This window comes from Actinoallomurus acaciae, from assembly GCF_042429965.1.
GTDB lineage: Bacteria > Actinomycetota > Actinomycetes > Streptosporangiales > Streptosporangiaceae > Actinoallomurus > Actinoallomurus acaciae.
The window spans coordinates 15,356-29,776 of record NZ_JBHLZP010000082.1; the positions used below are offsets into that span (position 1 = coordinate 15,356).

At 71.1% G+C, this 14,421-nt stretch carries 11 protein-coding genes; 6 read left to right on the forward strand and 5 right to left on the reverse strand.

Going from position 1 to position 14,421, the window contains the following annotated elements; translation table 11 throughout:
- The first annotated feature begins 122 nt into the window (after positions 1 to 122).
- Positions 123 to 2,132 (forward strand): S9 family peptidase, encoded by a 2,010-nt coding sequence (locus ACFFNX_RS13925; protein ID WP_378200634.1) that lies wholly within the window; start codon positions 123 to 125, stop codon positions 2,130 to 2,132.
- 207 nt (positions 2,133 to 2,339) lie between these two features.
- On the opposite strand, the gene rny is transcribed toward ACFFNX_RS13925, so the two are convergent.
- From rny to recA, 3 genes are all read right to left on the reverse strand, one after another.
- Positions 2,340 to 3,929: a ribonuclease Y gene (gene rny / locus ACFFNX_RS13930; protein ID WP_378200637.1), complete on the reverse strand. Its 1,590-nt coding sequence runs from the start codon at positions 3,927 to 3,929 to the stop codon at positions 2,340 to 2,342.
- Positions 3,930 to 5,003: 1,074 nt separating this feature from the next.
- Positions 5,004 to 5,519: a regulatory protein RecX gene (locus ACFFNX_RS13935; RefSeq protein ID WP_378200640.1), complete on the reverse strand. Its 516-nt coding sequence runs from the start codon at positions 5,517 to 5,519 to the stop codon at positions 5,004 to 5,006.
- A gap of 2,323 nt (positions 5,520 to 7,842) precedes the next feature.
- Positions 7,843 to 8,973, reverse strand: a complete 1,131-nt coding sequence (gene recA, locus ACFFNX_RS13940; RefSeq protein WP_378200643.1) for a recombinase RecA — start codon at positions 8,971 to 8,973, stop codon at positions 7,843 to 7,845.
- Positions 8,974 to 9,170: 197 nt separating this feature from the next.
- On the opposite strand from recA, the gene ACFFNX_RS13945 reads away from it, so the two are divergent.
- The 4 genes from ACFFNX_RS13945 (at position 9,171) to ACFFNX_RS13960 (ending at position 12,065) form a co-directional block, all read left to right on the forward strand.
- The gene (locus ACFFNX_RS13945; protein ID WP_378200646.1) at positions 9,171 to 10,031 is read left to right on the forward strand and encodes an ATP-grasp domain-containing protein; all 861 of its coding nucleotides are present in this window, start codon (positions 9,171 to 9,173) and stop codon (positions 10,029 to 10,031) included.
- A 101-nt stretch (positions 10,032 to 10,132) separates the two neighbouring features.
- A complete protein-coding gene (locus ACFFNX_RS13950; protein ID WP_378200649.1) occupies positions 10,133 to 10,450 on the forward strand; it encodes a hypothetical protein in 318 nt (105 codons plus the stop codon).
- A gap of 2 nt (positions 10,451 to 10,452) precedes the next feature.
- A complete protein-coding gene (locus ACFFNX_RS13955) occupies positions 10,453 to 11,595 on the forward strand; it encodes a glutathionylspermidine synthase family protein (RefSeq protein WP_378200652.1) in 1,143 nt (380 codons plus the stop codon).
- Positions 11,596 to 11,615: 20 nt separating this feature from the next.
- On the forward strand, positions 11,616 to 12,065 hold the full coding sequence (locus ACFFNX_RS13960; RefSeq protein ID WP_378200655.1) for a DUF350 domain-containing protein: 450 nt from the start codon (positions 11,616 to 11,618) through the stop codon (positions 12,063 to 12,065).
- On the opposite strand, the gene ACFFNX_RS13965 is transcribed toward ACFFNX_RS13960, so the two are convergent.
- Together ACFFNX_RS13965 and ACFFNX_RS13970 are read right to left on the reverse strand one after the other, a co-directional pair.
- Positions 12,058 to 12,471 (reverse strand): rhodanese-like domain-containing protein, encoded by a 414-nt coding sequence (locus ACFFNX_RS13965; RefSeq protein ID WP_378200658.1) that lies wholly within the window; start codon positions 12,469 to 12,471, stop codon positions 12,058 to 12,060. The two genes, ACFFNX_RS13960 and ACFFNX_RS13965, sit on opposite strands and share 8 nt — an antisense overlap.
- On the reverse strand, positions 12,468 to 12,662 hold the full coding sequence (locus tag ACFFNX_RS13970; RefSeq protein ID WP_378200661.1) for a DUF3046 domain-containing protein: 195 nt from the start codon (positions 12,660 to 12,662) through the stop codon (positions 12,468 to 12,470). Before ACFFNX_RS13970 ends, ACFFNX_RS13965 begins: the two co-directional genes overlap by 4 nt.
- A gap of 55 nt (positions 12,663 to 12,717) precedes the next feature.
- On the opposite strand from ACFFNX_RS13970, the gene ACFFNX_RS13975 reads away from it, so the two are divergent.
- A partial coding sequence (locus tag ACFFNX_RS13975) for a DEAD/DEAH box helicase (RefSeq protein WP_378200664.1) occupies positions 12,718 to 14,421 on the forward strand: 1,704 nt, incomplete at its 3' end.

The window sequence follows — 14,421 nt, forward strand, 5'->3', positions numbered from 1 at the left end:
CGCGGACCGGAGGGACCAGGCCGGGACCGGAGGTCGACCCACCGGTCCCGGCCTTAACTTTTAACAGGGACAAGTGCCGGGTCGTGGCCCCATTGTCCGCCGGTTTGCGAGACGATTCCGATATGACCGCTCGTGCGACCGCCCCCTATGGATCCTGGCCCTCCCCCATCTCCGCCGCCGACGTCGCCAGGGCGCGCCTGCGGCTCGGTTTTCCCACCATCCACGGCGATCGTGTGTGGTGGCAGGAGACCCGTCCGGAGAAGGGCGGGCGTACCACGATCGTGCGGTCCGGCACCGACCTGCTGCCCGCGCCGTGGGACGCCCGCACGCGCGTGCACGAGTACGGCGGGCGGTCCTACCTGCCCCTGCCGGACGGCGACCTGGTCTTCGCCAACTACTCCGACCAGCGGCTCTACCGGCTCGCCGAGGGCCGTACCCCGTTGCCGCTGACGCCGGAGCCAGCCGAGCCGTCGGGGCTGCGGTACGCCGACTTCACGCTGTCGCCCGACGGTCAGCACATCTGGTGCGTCCAGGAGAGCCACGCCTCGGGCGCCGTACGGCGGGCCATCGTCGCGATCCCGCTCAGCGGCGCGGCGACGCAGGACCCCCGGGCGATCCGCGAGCTCGTCAGCGGCGCCGACTTCTACGCCTTCCCGACGCCCTCGCCCGACGGCGGGCACCTCGCGTGGGTGCAGTGGAGCCACCCCAGGATGCCGTGGGACGGCACCGAACTGCGGGTCGCCGCCTTCGAGGCCACCGGCGCGCTCGAACGCCCCCGTACGGTCAAGGGCGGGCTGAACGAGTCGGCGCTGGCGCCCACGTGGCTGGACGAGACCAGCCTCTACGTCGTCTCGGACTGGCCCGGCTGGTGGAACCTGTACGAGATCGGGCTGCGCGTCGAGTCTCCACAGGCCCTGTACCCGGCCGAGGAGGAGTTCGCCGGGCCGCTGTGGAACCTCGGCGGCCGCCCGTACGCCGTCCTGGAGGACGGGCGCATCGCGGTGCTGCACGGGCAGGGCGACCAGCGGCTGGGGCTGTACGACCCGGAGACCGCCGAGCTGACCGACTTCGACCTGCCCTACACCGACTGGAAGCTCCAGCTGTCCGCCGACGGCACCACCATCGTGGGGATCGCCGGCGCCCCGGACATCCCGTGGTCCGTGGTGGCGGTGAACGCCGACAGCGGCGAGGCCAAGGTGCTGCGGGCCGAGCTGGACGCGCCGCCCGACCCCGCCTACCTGCCGCTGCCGCGCGCTCAGGAGCTCGAGGGGCCGTTCGGGCGGGCCGTGCACGCCTTCGTGTATCCGCCGACCAATCCCACCGCCCAGGCGCCCGACGGCGAGCTGCCGCCGTACATCGTGTTCGTGCACGGCGGGCCGACCGACCACGCCACGAGCGTGCTGGACCTGGAGATCGCCTACTTCACCAGCCGGGGCCTCGGCGTCGTCGACGTCAACTACGGAGGCTCGACCGGCTACGGCCGCTCGTACCGCGAACGGCTGCGGCGTCAGTGGGGCGTCGTCGACGTCGAGGACACGGTCGCGGCGGCCCAGGCGCTCGTGGACGGCGGCATCGCCGACCCGGACCGGCTGGCCGTACGCGGCGCGAGCGCCGGCGGATGGACCACACTGTGCACGATCACGCAGAGCACGCTGTTCAAGGCCGGCACGTCCTACTTCGGCATCGCCGACCCGCAGAGCTGGCTCAAGGAGACGCACGACTTCGAGTCGACCTACCTGTACGGGCTGATCGGGCCGGTTCCGGGGTTCGAGCGGACGTACGAGGAGCGCTCGCCGCTCGCGCGGGCCTCCGGGACGGCCTGCCCGGTGCTGCTGCTGCAGGGCCGGAACGACCCGATCGTCTCTCCGCCGCAGTCCGAGCGCTTCGTGGACGCGGTGGCGGCCAAGGACATCCCGTACGCGTACCTGGCGTTCGACGGCGAGTCGCACGGTTTCCGGCGGGCCGACACGGTGATCGCCTCGCTGGAGGCGGAGCTGGCGTTCTACGGTCAGACGCTCGGCTTCGACCCGAAGAACGTGCCGGCGATCGAGCTGACCGTAGGACGGCGACCGGTCCAGCAGCCGCCTGAGCCCGCGCCGTCCGAGCCCGCGCCGTCCGAGCCCGCGGGCTGATCGGCCCCGTCCGGCACGGCCGCGCGTCGTGCCGGACGGGCGGCCGGCGGCTCCCTGCCCGGTCGCGCGTCACCGCCGTGACGCCGGGTCCCTGGCTTCGGCGCCGCCTGGACCAGCGTCGTGCTGCTGGTCAGCGGGCCGGTGTACGGGCTGCGGGCCGGTGTACGGGCTGCGCCGGTCAGCGGGCCGGTGTACGGGCCGTGCCGGTCAGCGGGCGAACTCGGTGGCCCGCGACTCGCGTACGACGGTGATGCGGATCTGCCCCGGGTAGGTCAGCTCCTCTTCGACCTGCTTGGCGATGTCGTGCGCGATGACCTGGGCCTGGATGTCGTCGACCGAGTCCGGCCGGACCATGACGCGGATCTCGCGGCCCGCCTGCATGGCGAAGACCTTCTCCACGCCGTCGCGCTCGGTGGCGATCTCCTCGAGGCGTTCCAGCCGCTTGACGTACGCCTCGAGCGACTCACGGCGGGCGCCCGGGCGTCCACCGCTGATCGCGTCGGCGGCCTGGGTGAGCACGGCCTCGACCGTACGGACCTCCACCTCGTTGTGGTGGGCCTCGATCGCGTGCACGACCTCCTCGTCCTCGCCGTACCGGCGCGCGATCTCGGCGCCGATGAGCGCGTGGCTGCCCTCGACCTCATGGGTGAGCGCCTTGCCGATGTCGTGCAGGAGCGTGCAGCGTTTCAGCAGAGCCGTCGGAAGGCGCAGCTCGGCGGCCATGATCCCGGCGATGTGCGCCGACTCGATCAGGTGCTTCAGGACGTTCTGCCCGTACGAGGTGCGGTAGCGCAGCTGGCCGAGCAGGGCGATGAGCTCGGGATGCATGTCGGTGATGCCGAGCTCGACCAGGGCGTCCTCGCCCGCGCGTACGCACAGCTGCTCGACCTCGGCCTTGCTGTGGTCGTAGATCTCCTCGATGCGCTGCGGGTGGATCCGGCCGTCGAGGACGAGCTTTTCCAGGGTGAGCCGGCCGACCTCGCGGCGTACGGGGTCGAAGCAGCTCAGCAGGACGGCCTCGGGGGTGTCGTCGATGATGAGGTTCACGCCGGTGGCCGTCTCGAACGCCCGGATGTTGCGACCCTCACGGCCGATGATGCGGCCCTTCATCTCGTCGCTCGGCAGGTGCAGGACCGAGACGACGGACTCGGCGGTCTGCTCGGTGGCCACCCGCTGGATCGCCAGCGTCACGATCTTTTTCGCGCGCTTCTCGCCCTGCTCGCGTGCCTCGTTCTCGATGTCACGGACGATCAGCGCCGCCTCGCGCTTGGCCTGGTTCTCGATCACCGAGACCAGTTCGGTCTTGGCCTGCTCGGCGGTGAGCCCGGCGGCCTGTTCGAGAACCTGCCGGCGTTCTTCGTCGACCCGCTCCAGCTCGGCCCTGCGCTCTTTCAGAGACTGCTTCAGCTCGTCCAGCTTCTGGCCGCGCTCCTCGAGGCGCCGCATCTCGTCGTCGAGCCGCTGCTCACGCTCGGCGAGCCGGACCTCTCGTCTCTCCAGATCCTCACGGACCGGCCGCAGATCGTCCTTGAGCGCCTTGATCTCCTTCTCGGCGTCTTCGCGCGCCGTCGCGGAGACCTCTTTGGCCATCGTCTCGGCTTCGGAAACGATCTCCTGCGCCTGCGCCTTCGCCCGCGCTACGATCTCGTCCGCGTCCCGATGAGCGTTGATCTCCTCTTCGCTCCGCACGGCGTTCTTGGCGCCTCCCCGGCCGGGGAGGCGTTGGAGCACGACGACGACGAAGGTGACGAACGCCACGATGATGACCAGTGCCGCACCTATGACAACCCAGATCACGGCACTGACCCCTTTCCTCGACACGGAGGCCGCCCAACACCAAGGCGGCGCGCGAGGGGCTACGAACGCGCCATGGGTATGCCGGACCGCCGACGGATGCCGGGCAGGGCACAACCGTCTAAGGTCCAAGGCTTCCGCCTAGAACCCTGCAATCCGAACCAACCGGCCATAGGGGGAGCCGGCCGGATCACCTCTCAGCTCGTCAACGTCTGCGGTCGTATGGCAATCCGCACTGCGCGGAGTAACTCCTCACTGCCGTAACCGTAAGCGTCGAGGAGGTAATGGGCAAGGAAAGACTCCTCGTTCGGGACGATTCGTTGCATGTGGCAAGCAGTTACCCATAACTCCCGCCGACCGCCCGCGAGCGGCGCCCGCCCGGCGCCTGGGAGCGTTATCCCGCCGTCGGCGTCCCGAGGCCCCGACATTGCCGCAGGTCAGTGCCGTTACGCTCGTGGCTCCCGGACGACCCGTCACCGGCCAGGCCGTCGTACGACGGCGGCAGGACGCCCCCGGAGATGAGACGCCCAGGCCCGCAACCGCCGACGACGAGCGACGGATGGCGACCACCGGACGACGGACAGTGAGAAGGATGGCATGCGCCGCCTCCCGCCGGTCTCGACGATACGGCGATCCTCCGCAAGAGAGATACACGGCCCTCGCCGGTGGCAGCCGGGGCCGAACGCGGGCGTCTCGCGGCCCTACCTTCGCTCCCGGCGTTCTGGTGTGAGCAGGAATTGCTGCTCACACCAGAACGCCGGAAACCGACAGCTGGAAGCCGAACGTAGGCCGGGCGCGAACCAGAGCCCGCACGCGGGCCGGAAGCCGGGAACGAATCAAAAGCCGGACGCGGACCGAAGGCCGGACGCGGACCGGACGCCGGATCCGAGCCAGAAGCCGGACGCGGACCGAAGGTCGGACACGAACCAGAAGCCGGACGCGGACCGAAGGCCGGACGCGGACCGGACGCCGGACACGAACCAGAAGCCGGACGCGGACCGGAGACCGGACACAGGCCGGAGACCGAACACAGGCGCGAGGTCGGCTCACCGATGGTTCGCCGACAGATGTTCGCGGTCATTCGTCCGTGGGGACGCCGGGGTCGTCGATGCCCTCCTGTTCGAGGGCCTCGCGGACGAGACGGTAGGCGAGCCCGCCGGAGTATCCCTTGCGGGCGAGAACACCGAGGATGCGCCGGGTGCGCTTGACCGGGTCGAGGCCACGGGTGGCGGCCATGCGCTTGGCGACGAGTTCGCGGGCGGCGGCCTCTTCCTGTTCCGGGTCGAGCTCCTCGACAGCCTCCTTGACCGTGTCGTCGGCGACCCCGCGCTGCCGCAACTCGGCCGCGAGCGCCCGCCGAGCAAGTCCACGGCCGGTGTGCCGCGACTGCACCCACGCCCGCGCGAAGGCGACGTCGTCGATCAGGCCGACCTCGGTGTACCGGCCCAGCACCCGCTCGGCCACCTCGTCGTCGATTCCCTTACGCCGCAACGCATCCGCGAGCTGCGCCCGCGTGCGGGGCGAGAAGCTGAGCAGCCGCAGACAGATCTCGCGCGCCTCAGCCTCCGGATCGGTGGCCGAGCCGCCCCCCACCCGACCAGAACCCCCCACACGACCGAAACCCCCCGCACGACCAGAAACCGCCCGACCGCCGAGACCTGCCTCACCGTCCAAGCCCGCCTCACCACCGGAACCTGCCCCACCGCCCAAACCCGCCTCACGACCAGCACCTGCCTTACGGCCGAAGCGCGCCTCACCCTCGGAACCTGCCCGACCGCCCAAGCGCGCCTCACGACCGGAACCTGCCCCACCGCCGAAGCCCGCCTCACCGCCGGAACCCGCCTCACCGCCGGAACCCGCCTCACGGCCGGAACGCGACTCACGGCCGGAACGCGGCTCACCACCGAAGCCCGCCTCACGGCCAGAGCCTGTCCCACCGCCGAAGCGCGCCTCACCACCAGAACGCGCCTCGCGACCGGAACCCGCCTCGTGGTTAGAGCGCGCTTCGCGGGTTTCGCGTCTGGACTTCCGCCTGCCTGTCCGCCCTCCTGTCCGTCCGCCTGCTCGTCGCCCGGAGGTCGCGGCACGATCGCCCGGTCCAGGCGCAGGGCCGTCGCGGTACGGCATGGCCGCCGCGCTTCCTTCCTCCCCGTCGGCCGGAAGAGGGGCGGTCGGAGAGCCGCCGGGATCCCCGGCGGGGCCGGTGATACCGGTGGCCCAGCCAGACGCCGTGTGCCCGGTCGAGGGCCGCGGCGGCTCGCCGGAAGGAGGAGTGGTTCCGGTGGTCCAGCCGGACTCCGGATCGGCGGGGTCCAAGTCGTCGGACCCGGCGCCGGTCTCGTCTGCGGACATGACACCTCCGAAGTCTTCGCCGGACCAGGCGCCGGCAGCACGGCCCGGCATCACTCACGCCGAAACTCCTGAGCGGGGGCGACGCCGCCGGGGAAGGTGCCCACACCGGTGTCGACCCGGTGCGGGACGCGACGCCGCCACCCGCCAGGAGGCCTTAGGGCCCCGTCATTCCCGGCCCGAGCCATATCGCCCGTGCCGTGCCCATACTGTGCCGAGCCCGGATTCGCCGAGCTCAGCCTCGCCAGCCCTGGCCCGTGCCGAACACAGCCTGCCGACCTCGGCAAGCCATACTCGCCCACGCCGAGCCTGGCCCGTACTAAGGCCAGACTCTCCGGCCCAGCCCTGGGCCGAACGCAGTTCACCGATCCCGCCAGGCCAGACTCCAGCCTGCCGAGCCCGAACCGAGCCCAGACTCACCGCGCCCGGCCAAGGTCGAACTCGGTCCGCCGAGCCCAGCCCGCCGAACCCGGCGATCCGGACTCCGCCCTGCCGAGCCCGAACCGTATCGAGGCCAGGCCTGCCAGCCCCAGCCCGGATCGGACCGGGCCCAGCCCGGGTCGGACTCAGCCCAGACCGAACACAGCCCGCCGGACTCGCCATGCCGGACTCCATCCTGCCGGGTTCGGCGGCGATGAGCCACGTCCGGCTTGGCCGCCGGACCGACGCGCCGAGTCCGGCCGAGACAGGTCCAGACTCGGCGAGTCTTGCCCACCAGGTCACGACCGAGCAAGCCTCGCCGCCCCAGCCTTTGCCTCGCCGCACCGGCCCTCGCCAGACCAGACCTTGCCGCCTCGACGTCACCGGACCGGCCCTCGTCGCCCCAGACCTTGTCGCCCCAACCTCGCCGGGCCAGCCATCGCCGCCCTGACATCTCCAGACCGGCTCTCGCCGGACCAGACCTTGCCGTCTCGACCTCGCTGGACCGGCCCTCGCCACCCCGACCTCACCGGACCGGCCCTTGCCGTCTCGATCTGCCCGCACCAGCGCTCACCGCCTCGACGTCTCCAGACCGGTTCTCACCGGACCAGGCCTTGCCGTCTCGACCTCGTCGGACCGACCCTTGCCATCTCGACCTCGCTGGACCGGCCTTCGCCGCCCGACCTCGCCAGCCCAGCTCTCGCCACACCGGCCCTCGCTGTCTCGACCTCGCCGGACCAGCTCTCGTTGTCTCGACGTCGCCGGACCGGCTCTCGCCGCACCGGCCCTTGCCGTCCCTCGCCGGACCAGCTCTCGTTGTCTCGACGTCGCCGGACCGGCTCTCGCCGCACCGGCCCTTGCCGTCTCGACCTGACCGCACCAGCCCTCACCGACCCGACGTCACCGGACCGGTTCTCACCGCCCCAGATCTTGCCGTCTCGACCTCGCCGGACCGACCCTTGCCATCTCGACCTCGCCGGACCGGTTCTCGCTGAACCGGCCCTCGCTGTCTCGACCTCACCGCGCCAACCCTCTCCGGACCAGCCCTCGCCGGGCCAGCTCTTGCCGAAGCGGCGCTCGCCAGTGCGGCGCTCAGTCATCGGGCCTCGGTGGGCTCAGGCTGGCCGGGGAGGCAGGTCGCTGGGGCTCAGGCGTCGCCGGGTTTCGGGGTGTTCTTGGAGCCGCGCTTGGCCGGGGCGGGTTTGCCCGCCGGCGCGCCCGCGGCGGCCGTCGGGGGCGTGGCAGGGGCCTCCGCCAGAGGTGCCGTCGGGTCGGCGTCGAGTTTCGGGCCCACCCCGAGCTTCTCCTTGATCTTCTTCTCCAGCTCGTTGGCGAGGTCGGGGTTCTCCCGGAGGAAGGTGCGGGCGTTCTCCTTGCCCTGGCCGAGCTGGTCGCTCTCGTAGGTGTACCAAGCGCCCGACTTGCGGACGAAGCCGTGTTCGACGCCCATGTCGATGAGGCCGCCCTCACGGCTGATGCCCACGCCGTACAGGATGTCGAAGTCGGCGACCTTGAACGGCGGCGCCATCTTGTTCTTCACGACCTTGACGCGGGTGCGGTTACCGACGGCGTCGGTGCCGTCCTTCATCGTCTCGATGCGCCGCACGTCGAGCCGGACCGACGCGTAGAACTTCAGCGCCTTGCCGCCCGTGGTCGTCTCCGGCGAGCCGAACATGACGCCGACCTTCTCGCGCAGCTGGTTGATGAAGACCGCCGTGGTCTTGGTCTGGTTGATGGCGCCGGTGAGCTTGCGGAGCGCCTGCGACATGAGGCGGGCCTGGAGGCCGACGTGGCTGTCGCCCATCTCGCCCTCGATCTCCGCGCGCGGCACGAGGGCGGCGACGGAGTCGATGACCACGACGTCGATCGCGCCGGAGCGGATCAGCATGTCGGTGATCTCCAGCGCCTGCTCGCCCGTGTCGGGCTGGGAGACCAGGAGCGCGTCGATGTCGACACCGATCTTCTTCGCGTATTCGGGGTCGAGCGCGTGCTCGGCGTCGACGAACGCGGCGATGCCGCCGTTCTTCTGCGCGCTCGCCACCGCGTGGAGCGCGAGCGAGGTCTTACCGGAGGACTCGGGGCCGTAGATCTCGACGACGCGGCCGCGCGGATAGCCGCCGATGCCGAGGGCCACGTCGAGGGCGATCGAGCCGGTCGGGATCACCTCGACCGGAGGGCGGCCCTCCTGGCCCAGCCGCATGACGGAACCCTTACCGAACTGCCGCTCGATCTGGGCGAGCGCCGCCTCGAGGGCCTTCTCGCGATCGTTTGCTGCCATGTGAGGTGTCCCTGTGAAGTCGGTGACTGATGTTGACGGGTGCGACGTTACGGGGCCGCACCGACAGTTTTCGAGAGTCCGGGCCACCGTTGTGGATTACGCCGCCCGTTGCGGACAACTCTAGCCGAACACGTGTTCGATCATGGTCAGACACTCAGAAAGTCCGGTGAACTTGGCTTACGCTGAGGCGCAGGATCATGCCGGTCACCATTCTCATGTGCGCCGACCCGCTCAACCCCCGGCGGGTCGACGAACACTTCGCGCGGGAGGCCGAGTCCGTGCGCGCGCTCGGCGGATCCATCGCGCTCATCGACCACGACGCCCTCCAGCAGGGCGACGCGGCCATGGCCGTACACCGTGTCCCCCGCGACCTCGGCACGGTCTGGTACCGCGGATGGATGATGACGTCCGTGCAGTACACCGCGCTGGCCTCCGCGCTCGGCGCGCGCAGGGTCACGATGGCGGTGCCGCCGGACGGCTACCAGAAGGCGCACGAGCTGCCGGGCTGGTACGACACGTTCGCCGGCGTCACCCCTGCGAGCGTGTGGCTGCCGACCCGTCCCGGCGCGCCTCCGGACAAGGATCGCCTGGCCCAGCTCGTACGCCCGCTCCCCAAGGGCCCGGCGATCGTCAAGGACTACGTGAAGTCGCGCAAGCACGAGTGGGACGAGGCGTGCTTCGTGCCCGACGTCGCCGACGTCGACCGGCTGCACGCGGTCGTCTCGCGTTTCGTCGAGCTCCAGGGCGACTCCCTGGCCGGCGGCATCGTGATCCGCGAGTTCGAGACGTACGAAGACGGCGAGGCGCGCGTCTGGTGGGTCGACGGAGAACCGGTTCTGGTCGGGCCGCATCCGGACACTCCGGAGATACGCCCACGCCCCCTCACCGAGTCGGTCGCACCCTGCGTGCGTTCGCTGGGCTGCCGGTTCATCACCACTGACCTGGCACGACGCGCGGACGGTTCCTGGCGGGTGGTCGAGACCGGCGACGGCCAGGTGAGTGATCTTCCCGCGGGGGCCGAACCGGCCGACCTTTATCTGAGCTTTCCCATTCGTTGAACCGATCCCGCCGATCGACCGTCCCACCTCTACACTTACCGGGCACCACCCCTGGAATCGGAGGATCGTCGGCAATGCCTCCCAAAGCCGCCGGTCGGCGAATGCGTTCCGGCGCCGTACAGCTGAGCGCCCTGAGCGTCCTGTCGCTGACCCTCGTCGCCTGCTCGTCGAGCACGAACGCGAGCTGCGTGGACGGCTGGAACTCCCACGGCGGCTCCTACCGCGTCGTCCCCGACTACTACTGCGACAACGGGGGCTCGTACGGCCGCTACTACTGGTACTACGGCGGCCGCTACCACGGCGGATACGTCTCGCGCGGCAGCACCATCCGCCCGCGCGGCAACAAGATCACCTCGCGCGGCGGCCGGGTGATCTCACGCGGCGGCTTCGGCGGCCACTCCGGCTCCCACGGAGGCTGAGCGTGCGACGCGAGTTCTGCGACCCGCGCGCGGACTGGGCTCAGATCATCGAGTCGCAGGGCCTCGCGTACCACCGCACCTCCCACCCGGAGCACCTGCGGCGCCCGTACTGGGACGAGTCCGTGCATTACGTCTTCCCCATGGACGAGGTCCTCGCGCTGGAGTCGGTGGTCGAGGAGCTCCACCAGATGTGCCTGGCCGCGGTGGAGCACGTCGTAAGCACCGGCCGGTACGACGTGTTCGGCATCCCGCCCTGGGTGCGCCCGCTGATCGAGGCGTCGTGGCGGCGGCGCGACCCGCACCTGTACGGACGGTTCGACCTCCGGTACGACGGCGAGGGCCCGGCGAAGCTGCTGGAGTACAACGCCGACACCCCGACCGCGCTCGTGGAGAGCTCGATCATCCAGTGGTACTGGCTGCAGGACGTGTACCCCGGCGACGACCAGTGGAACTCCGTCCACGAGCGGCTCGTCGACCGGTGGAAGCAGATCGCCCCGCCCTCCCCCGTGCACTTCGCCTGGACGACCGAGGACGAGACCGGCGAAGAGCTCATGACCGTCGCGTACCTGCAGGAGACGGCCGAGCAGGCCGGTGTCCGGGCGCGCGCGATCGCCATGGAGGACGTCGGCTGGCACTCCCTCAAGGAGCGTTTCGTCGACCTGGACGAGGCGGAGATCCATACGCTCTGCAAGCTCTACCCGTGGGAGTGGATCGTCGCCGAGCCGTTCGGCCGGCAGGTCCCCCGGGCGGCGTGGATCGAGCCGATCTGGAAGATGCTCCTGTCGAACAAGGCGCTCCTCGTCGTGCTCTGGGAGCTGTACCCGGACCATCCGAACCTGCTGCCGGCCTTCCTGGGCACGCCGAGCACGCTGACGTCGTACGTCCGCAAGCCGCTGCTGGGCCGCGAGGGCGCGAGCATGAGCATCGTGACGCCGGAGGGCGTGCGGACGACGACCACCGGGGAGTACGGCGCGGAGGGCTTCGTCTACCAGGAGCTGTGCCCGCTGCCGGACTTCGACGGCGAGCATCCCGTGCTGGGCGCGTGGGTCGTGGGCGACGAGTCGGCGGGCCTCGGCATCCGTGAGACCTCCGGCCTCATCACCGATGACACCTCGTCCTTCGTACCCCACCGCATCGACGACTGAGTCCTCACAGGGAGACCGATATGTACCTGGCTTTCTCGGACGGCTTCGGCACGGCTCTGGGCAAGGGCGCCGGCGCGATCGCCGCGTACACGGCGCTCGGGCTGGTGCTGTTGATCATCGGGTTCCTCGCGGTCGACCTGGCGACGCCGGGCCGGCTGACCACGATCATCCGGACGAACCGGAACGCCAACGCGACGCTGCTGGCCGTCTGCGGCATCGGGGCCGTCGGCCTGGTGGTGGCGGCGTCGATCTTCGCCTCCGGCGGGAAGCTGCTCGAAGGGCTGATCGCGACGCTGGTGTGGGGTCTCGTGGGCATCGTCGCGCAGCTGATCGCCTCGGTGATCGTGCGTTATCTGCTGGGCGTGGACGTGGCGAGGCTGATGGCCGAGGAGAAGCTCGAGCCGTCGGCGATCCTGCTGGGTGCCACGCAGGCGGCCGTCGGGCTGATCACCGCGATCGCCGTCATCTGAGGTCGTAGGACGCGAGCCGCGGCCGTACGGCACCGGGCGTCACCGGCAGCCCGGCCGCGCGCCACTCCTGGAAGCCGCCCACGACGTCGGTGGCGTGGAGCAGCCCGATCACTCGCAACGACGCGGCGGCGAGTGAGGAGGAGTAGCCCTCGTCGCAGATCACGATCCAGCGGATCCGCTCGTGCGCGGCCTCGGGGATCCGGGCGCCGCTGCGGGGATCGAGCCGCCACTCGAGGTGGTTGCGCTCGATCACGATCGCGCCGGGGATGTCGCCGTCGACGCGCCGCTGGTACTCCGGGCGCGTATCGACGAGGAGCGCACCGGCGCGTACGGCCTGGGCCGCGTCGTGCGGCTTCAGCCGCGTCAGACCGGCCCGCGCCTCGGCGAGCGCCCGGTCGATGCTCATCGCAGCTTCTGGGGCACGTCGAACGTCGCGCAGACGGCCCGCCAGACCTCCTTGGCGCCGATACCCTCGGCCAGTGCCTGCTCGATCGTGCGGCCGTCGAGCTCGGCCATGACGTAGTCCTTGGCCACGCTCTCGGCGTAATTTTCGCCGAACTGCTGGTTCATCCGGTCCCAGAACACGGTTAGACGCACCCTCACACGCTATCGGGCGGCCGGTCCTGTCAGTGCCGGGAGGCATCATGGCAGCATGAGACCGCTCGACCGCTTCTCCGACGCCGCGCGCGCCTGGTTCACCGGGGCCTTCGCCGCGCCCACGGCGGCGCAGGACGGCGCGTGGGAGGCGATCGCGCAGGGCGACAACACGCTGGTCGTGGCGCCGACCGGCTCGGGCAAGACGCTCGCGGCGTTCTTCTGGTCGCTCGACCGGCTCGCCACGACGCCGCCGCCCGAAGATCCCAGGCGCCGCTGCCGGGTGCTGTACGTCTCGCCGCTCAAGGCGCTGGCCGTCGACATCGAGCGCAACCTGCGGGCACCGCTGACCGGGCTGCGCCAGACCTCCCAGCGGCTGGGCCTGCCCGAGCCCGACGTGCGCGTGTCCGTACGCTCCGGCGACACCCCGGCGGACGAGCGCCGCCGGTTCGCCGCCAAGCCGTCCGACATCCTGATCACGACGCCCGAGTCGCTGTTCCTCATGCTGACCTCGCAGGCGCGCGAGGCGCTGCGCGGCGTCGAGACCGTGATCGTCGATGAGGTGCACGCCGTCGCGGGCACCAAGCGCGGCGCTCACCTCGCCCTCTCCCTGGAGCGGCTCGACGCCCTGCTGGAGCGGCCGGCCCAGCGCATCGGGCTCTCGGCGACCGTACGGCCGGTGGAGGAGGTCGCGACGTTCCTCGGCGGCCCGCGGCCCGCCACGGTGGTCCAGCCGCCGCACGAGAAAGAGGTCGAGCTGGAGATCGTCGTGCCGCTGGAGGACATGACGGAGCTTGGGCAACCGGTCGACGACCTGTCCGGGGCGGCCGCCGGGGAGCCCAACCGCGCGTCGATCTGGCCGCACGTGGAGGCGCGCGTGCTCGACCTCGTCGAGTCGCACCGCTCGACCATCGTCTTCGCCAACTCCCGGCGGCTGGCCGAGCGGCTGAGCGGGCGTCTCAACGAGCTGTCCCGCGAGCGCGCCGAGGAGGGGCTCCCCGAGGAGGACGTGCCCGCCGAGATGATGGCGCAGGCCGGGTCCTCGCGGGGCGCGCCGGCCGACGTCGTACGCGCGCACCACGGGTCGGTGTCGAAGGAGGAGCGGGCCGGCATCGAGGAGGCGCTCAAGGCCGGGCGGCTGCCCGGTGTCGTCGCGACCTCCAGCCTCGAGCTGGGCATCGACATGGGCGCCGTCGACCTGGTCGTCCAGGTCGAGTCGCCGCCGTCGGTCGCGGGCGGGCTCCAGCGCATCGGCCGCGCCGGGCACCAGGTCGGCGCGGTCTCACGCGGCGTGATCTTCCCGAAGTACCGGGGCGACCTGGTGCAGACCGCGGTCGTGGCCGAGCGGATGCGCGCGGGCCGGATCGAGGAGCTGCGTTATCCCCGCAATCCCCTCGACGTGCTCGCCCAGCAGATCGTCGCGATGACCGGCATGGACGAGTGGCCGGTCGACGAGCTGGAGACGCTCGTGCGCCGCGCGGCGCCGTTCGCGACACTGCCGCGCTCGGTGCTGGAGGCGACGCTCGACATGCTCGCCGGGCGCTATCCCGGCGACGAGTTCGGCGAGCTGCGGCCGCGGCTGGTGTGGGATCGCGTCGCCGGCGTCCTGCGGGGGCGCCCCGGGGCGCAGCGGCTCGCGGTGACCAGCGGCGGCACGATCCCCGACCGGGGCCTGTTCGGCGTCTTCCTCGTCGGGGACGTGTCTGTTTCGCGCGCCTCCGGCACGACCGGCTCCCGGGTGGGCGAGCTGGACGAGGAGATG

Bases quoted from the DNA above. Each gene is read 5' to 3' on its own strand.
- ACFFNX_RS13945 (WP_378200646.1), top strand. From the start codon at position 9,171: ATGCCGGTCACCATTCTCATGTGCGCCGACCCGCTCAACCCCCGGCGG.
- ACFFNX_RS13925 (WP_378200634.1), top strand. From the start codon at position 123: ATGACCGCTCGTGCGACCGCCCCCTATGGATCCTGGCCCTCCCCCATC.
- ACFFNX_RS13960 (WP_378200655.1), top strand. From the start codon at position 11,616: ATGTACCTGGCTTTCTCGGACGGCTTCGGCACGGCTCTGGGCAAGGGC.
- ACFFNX_RS13950 (WP_378200649.1), top strand. From the start codon at position 10,133: ATGCGTTCCGGCGCCGTACAGCTGAGCGCCCTGAGCGTCCTGTCGCTG.
- ACFFNX_RS13965 (WP_378200658.1), bottom strand. From the start codon at position 12,471: ATGAGCATCGACCGGGCGCTCGCCGAGGCGCGGGCCGGTCTGACGCGG.
- recA (WP_378200643.1), bottom strand. From the start codon at position 8,973: ATGGCAGCAAACGATCGCGAGAAGGCCCTCGAGGCGGCGCTCGCCCAG.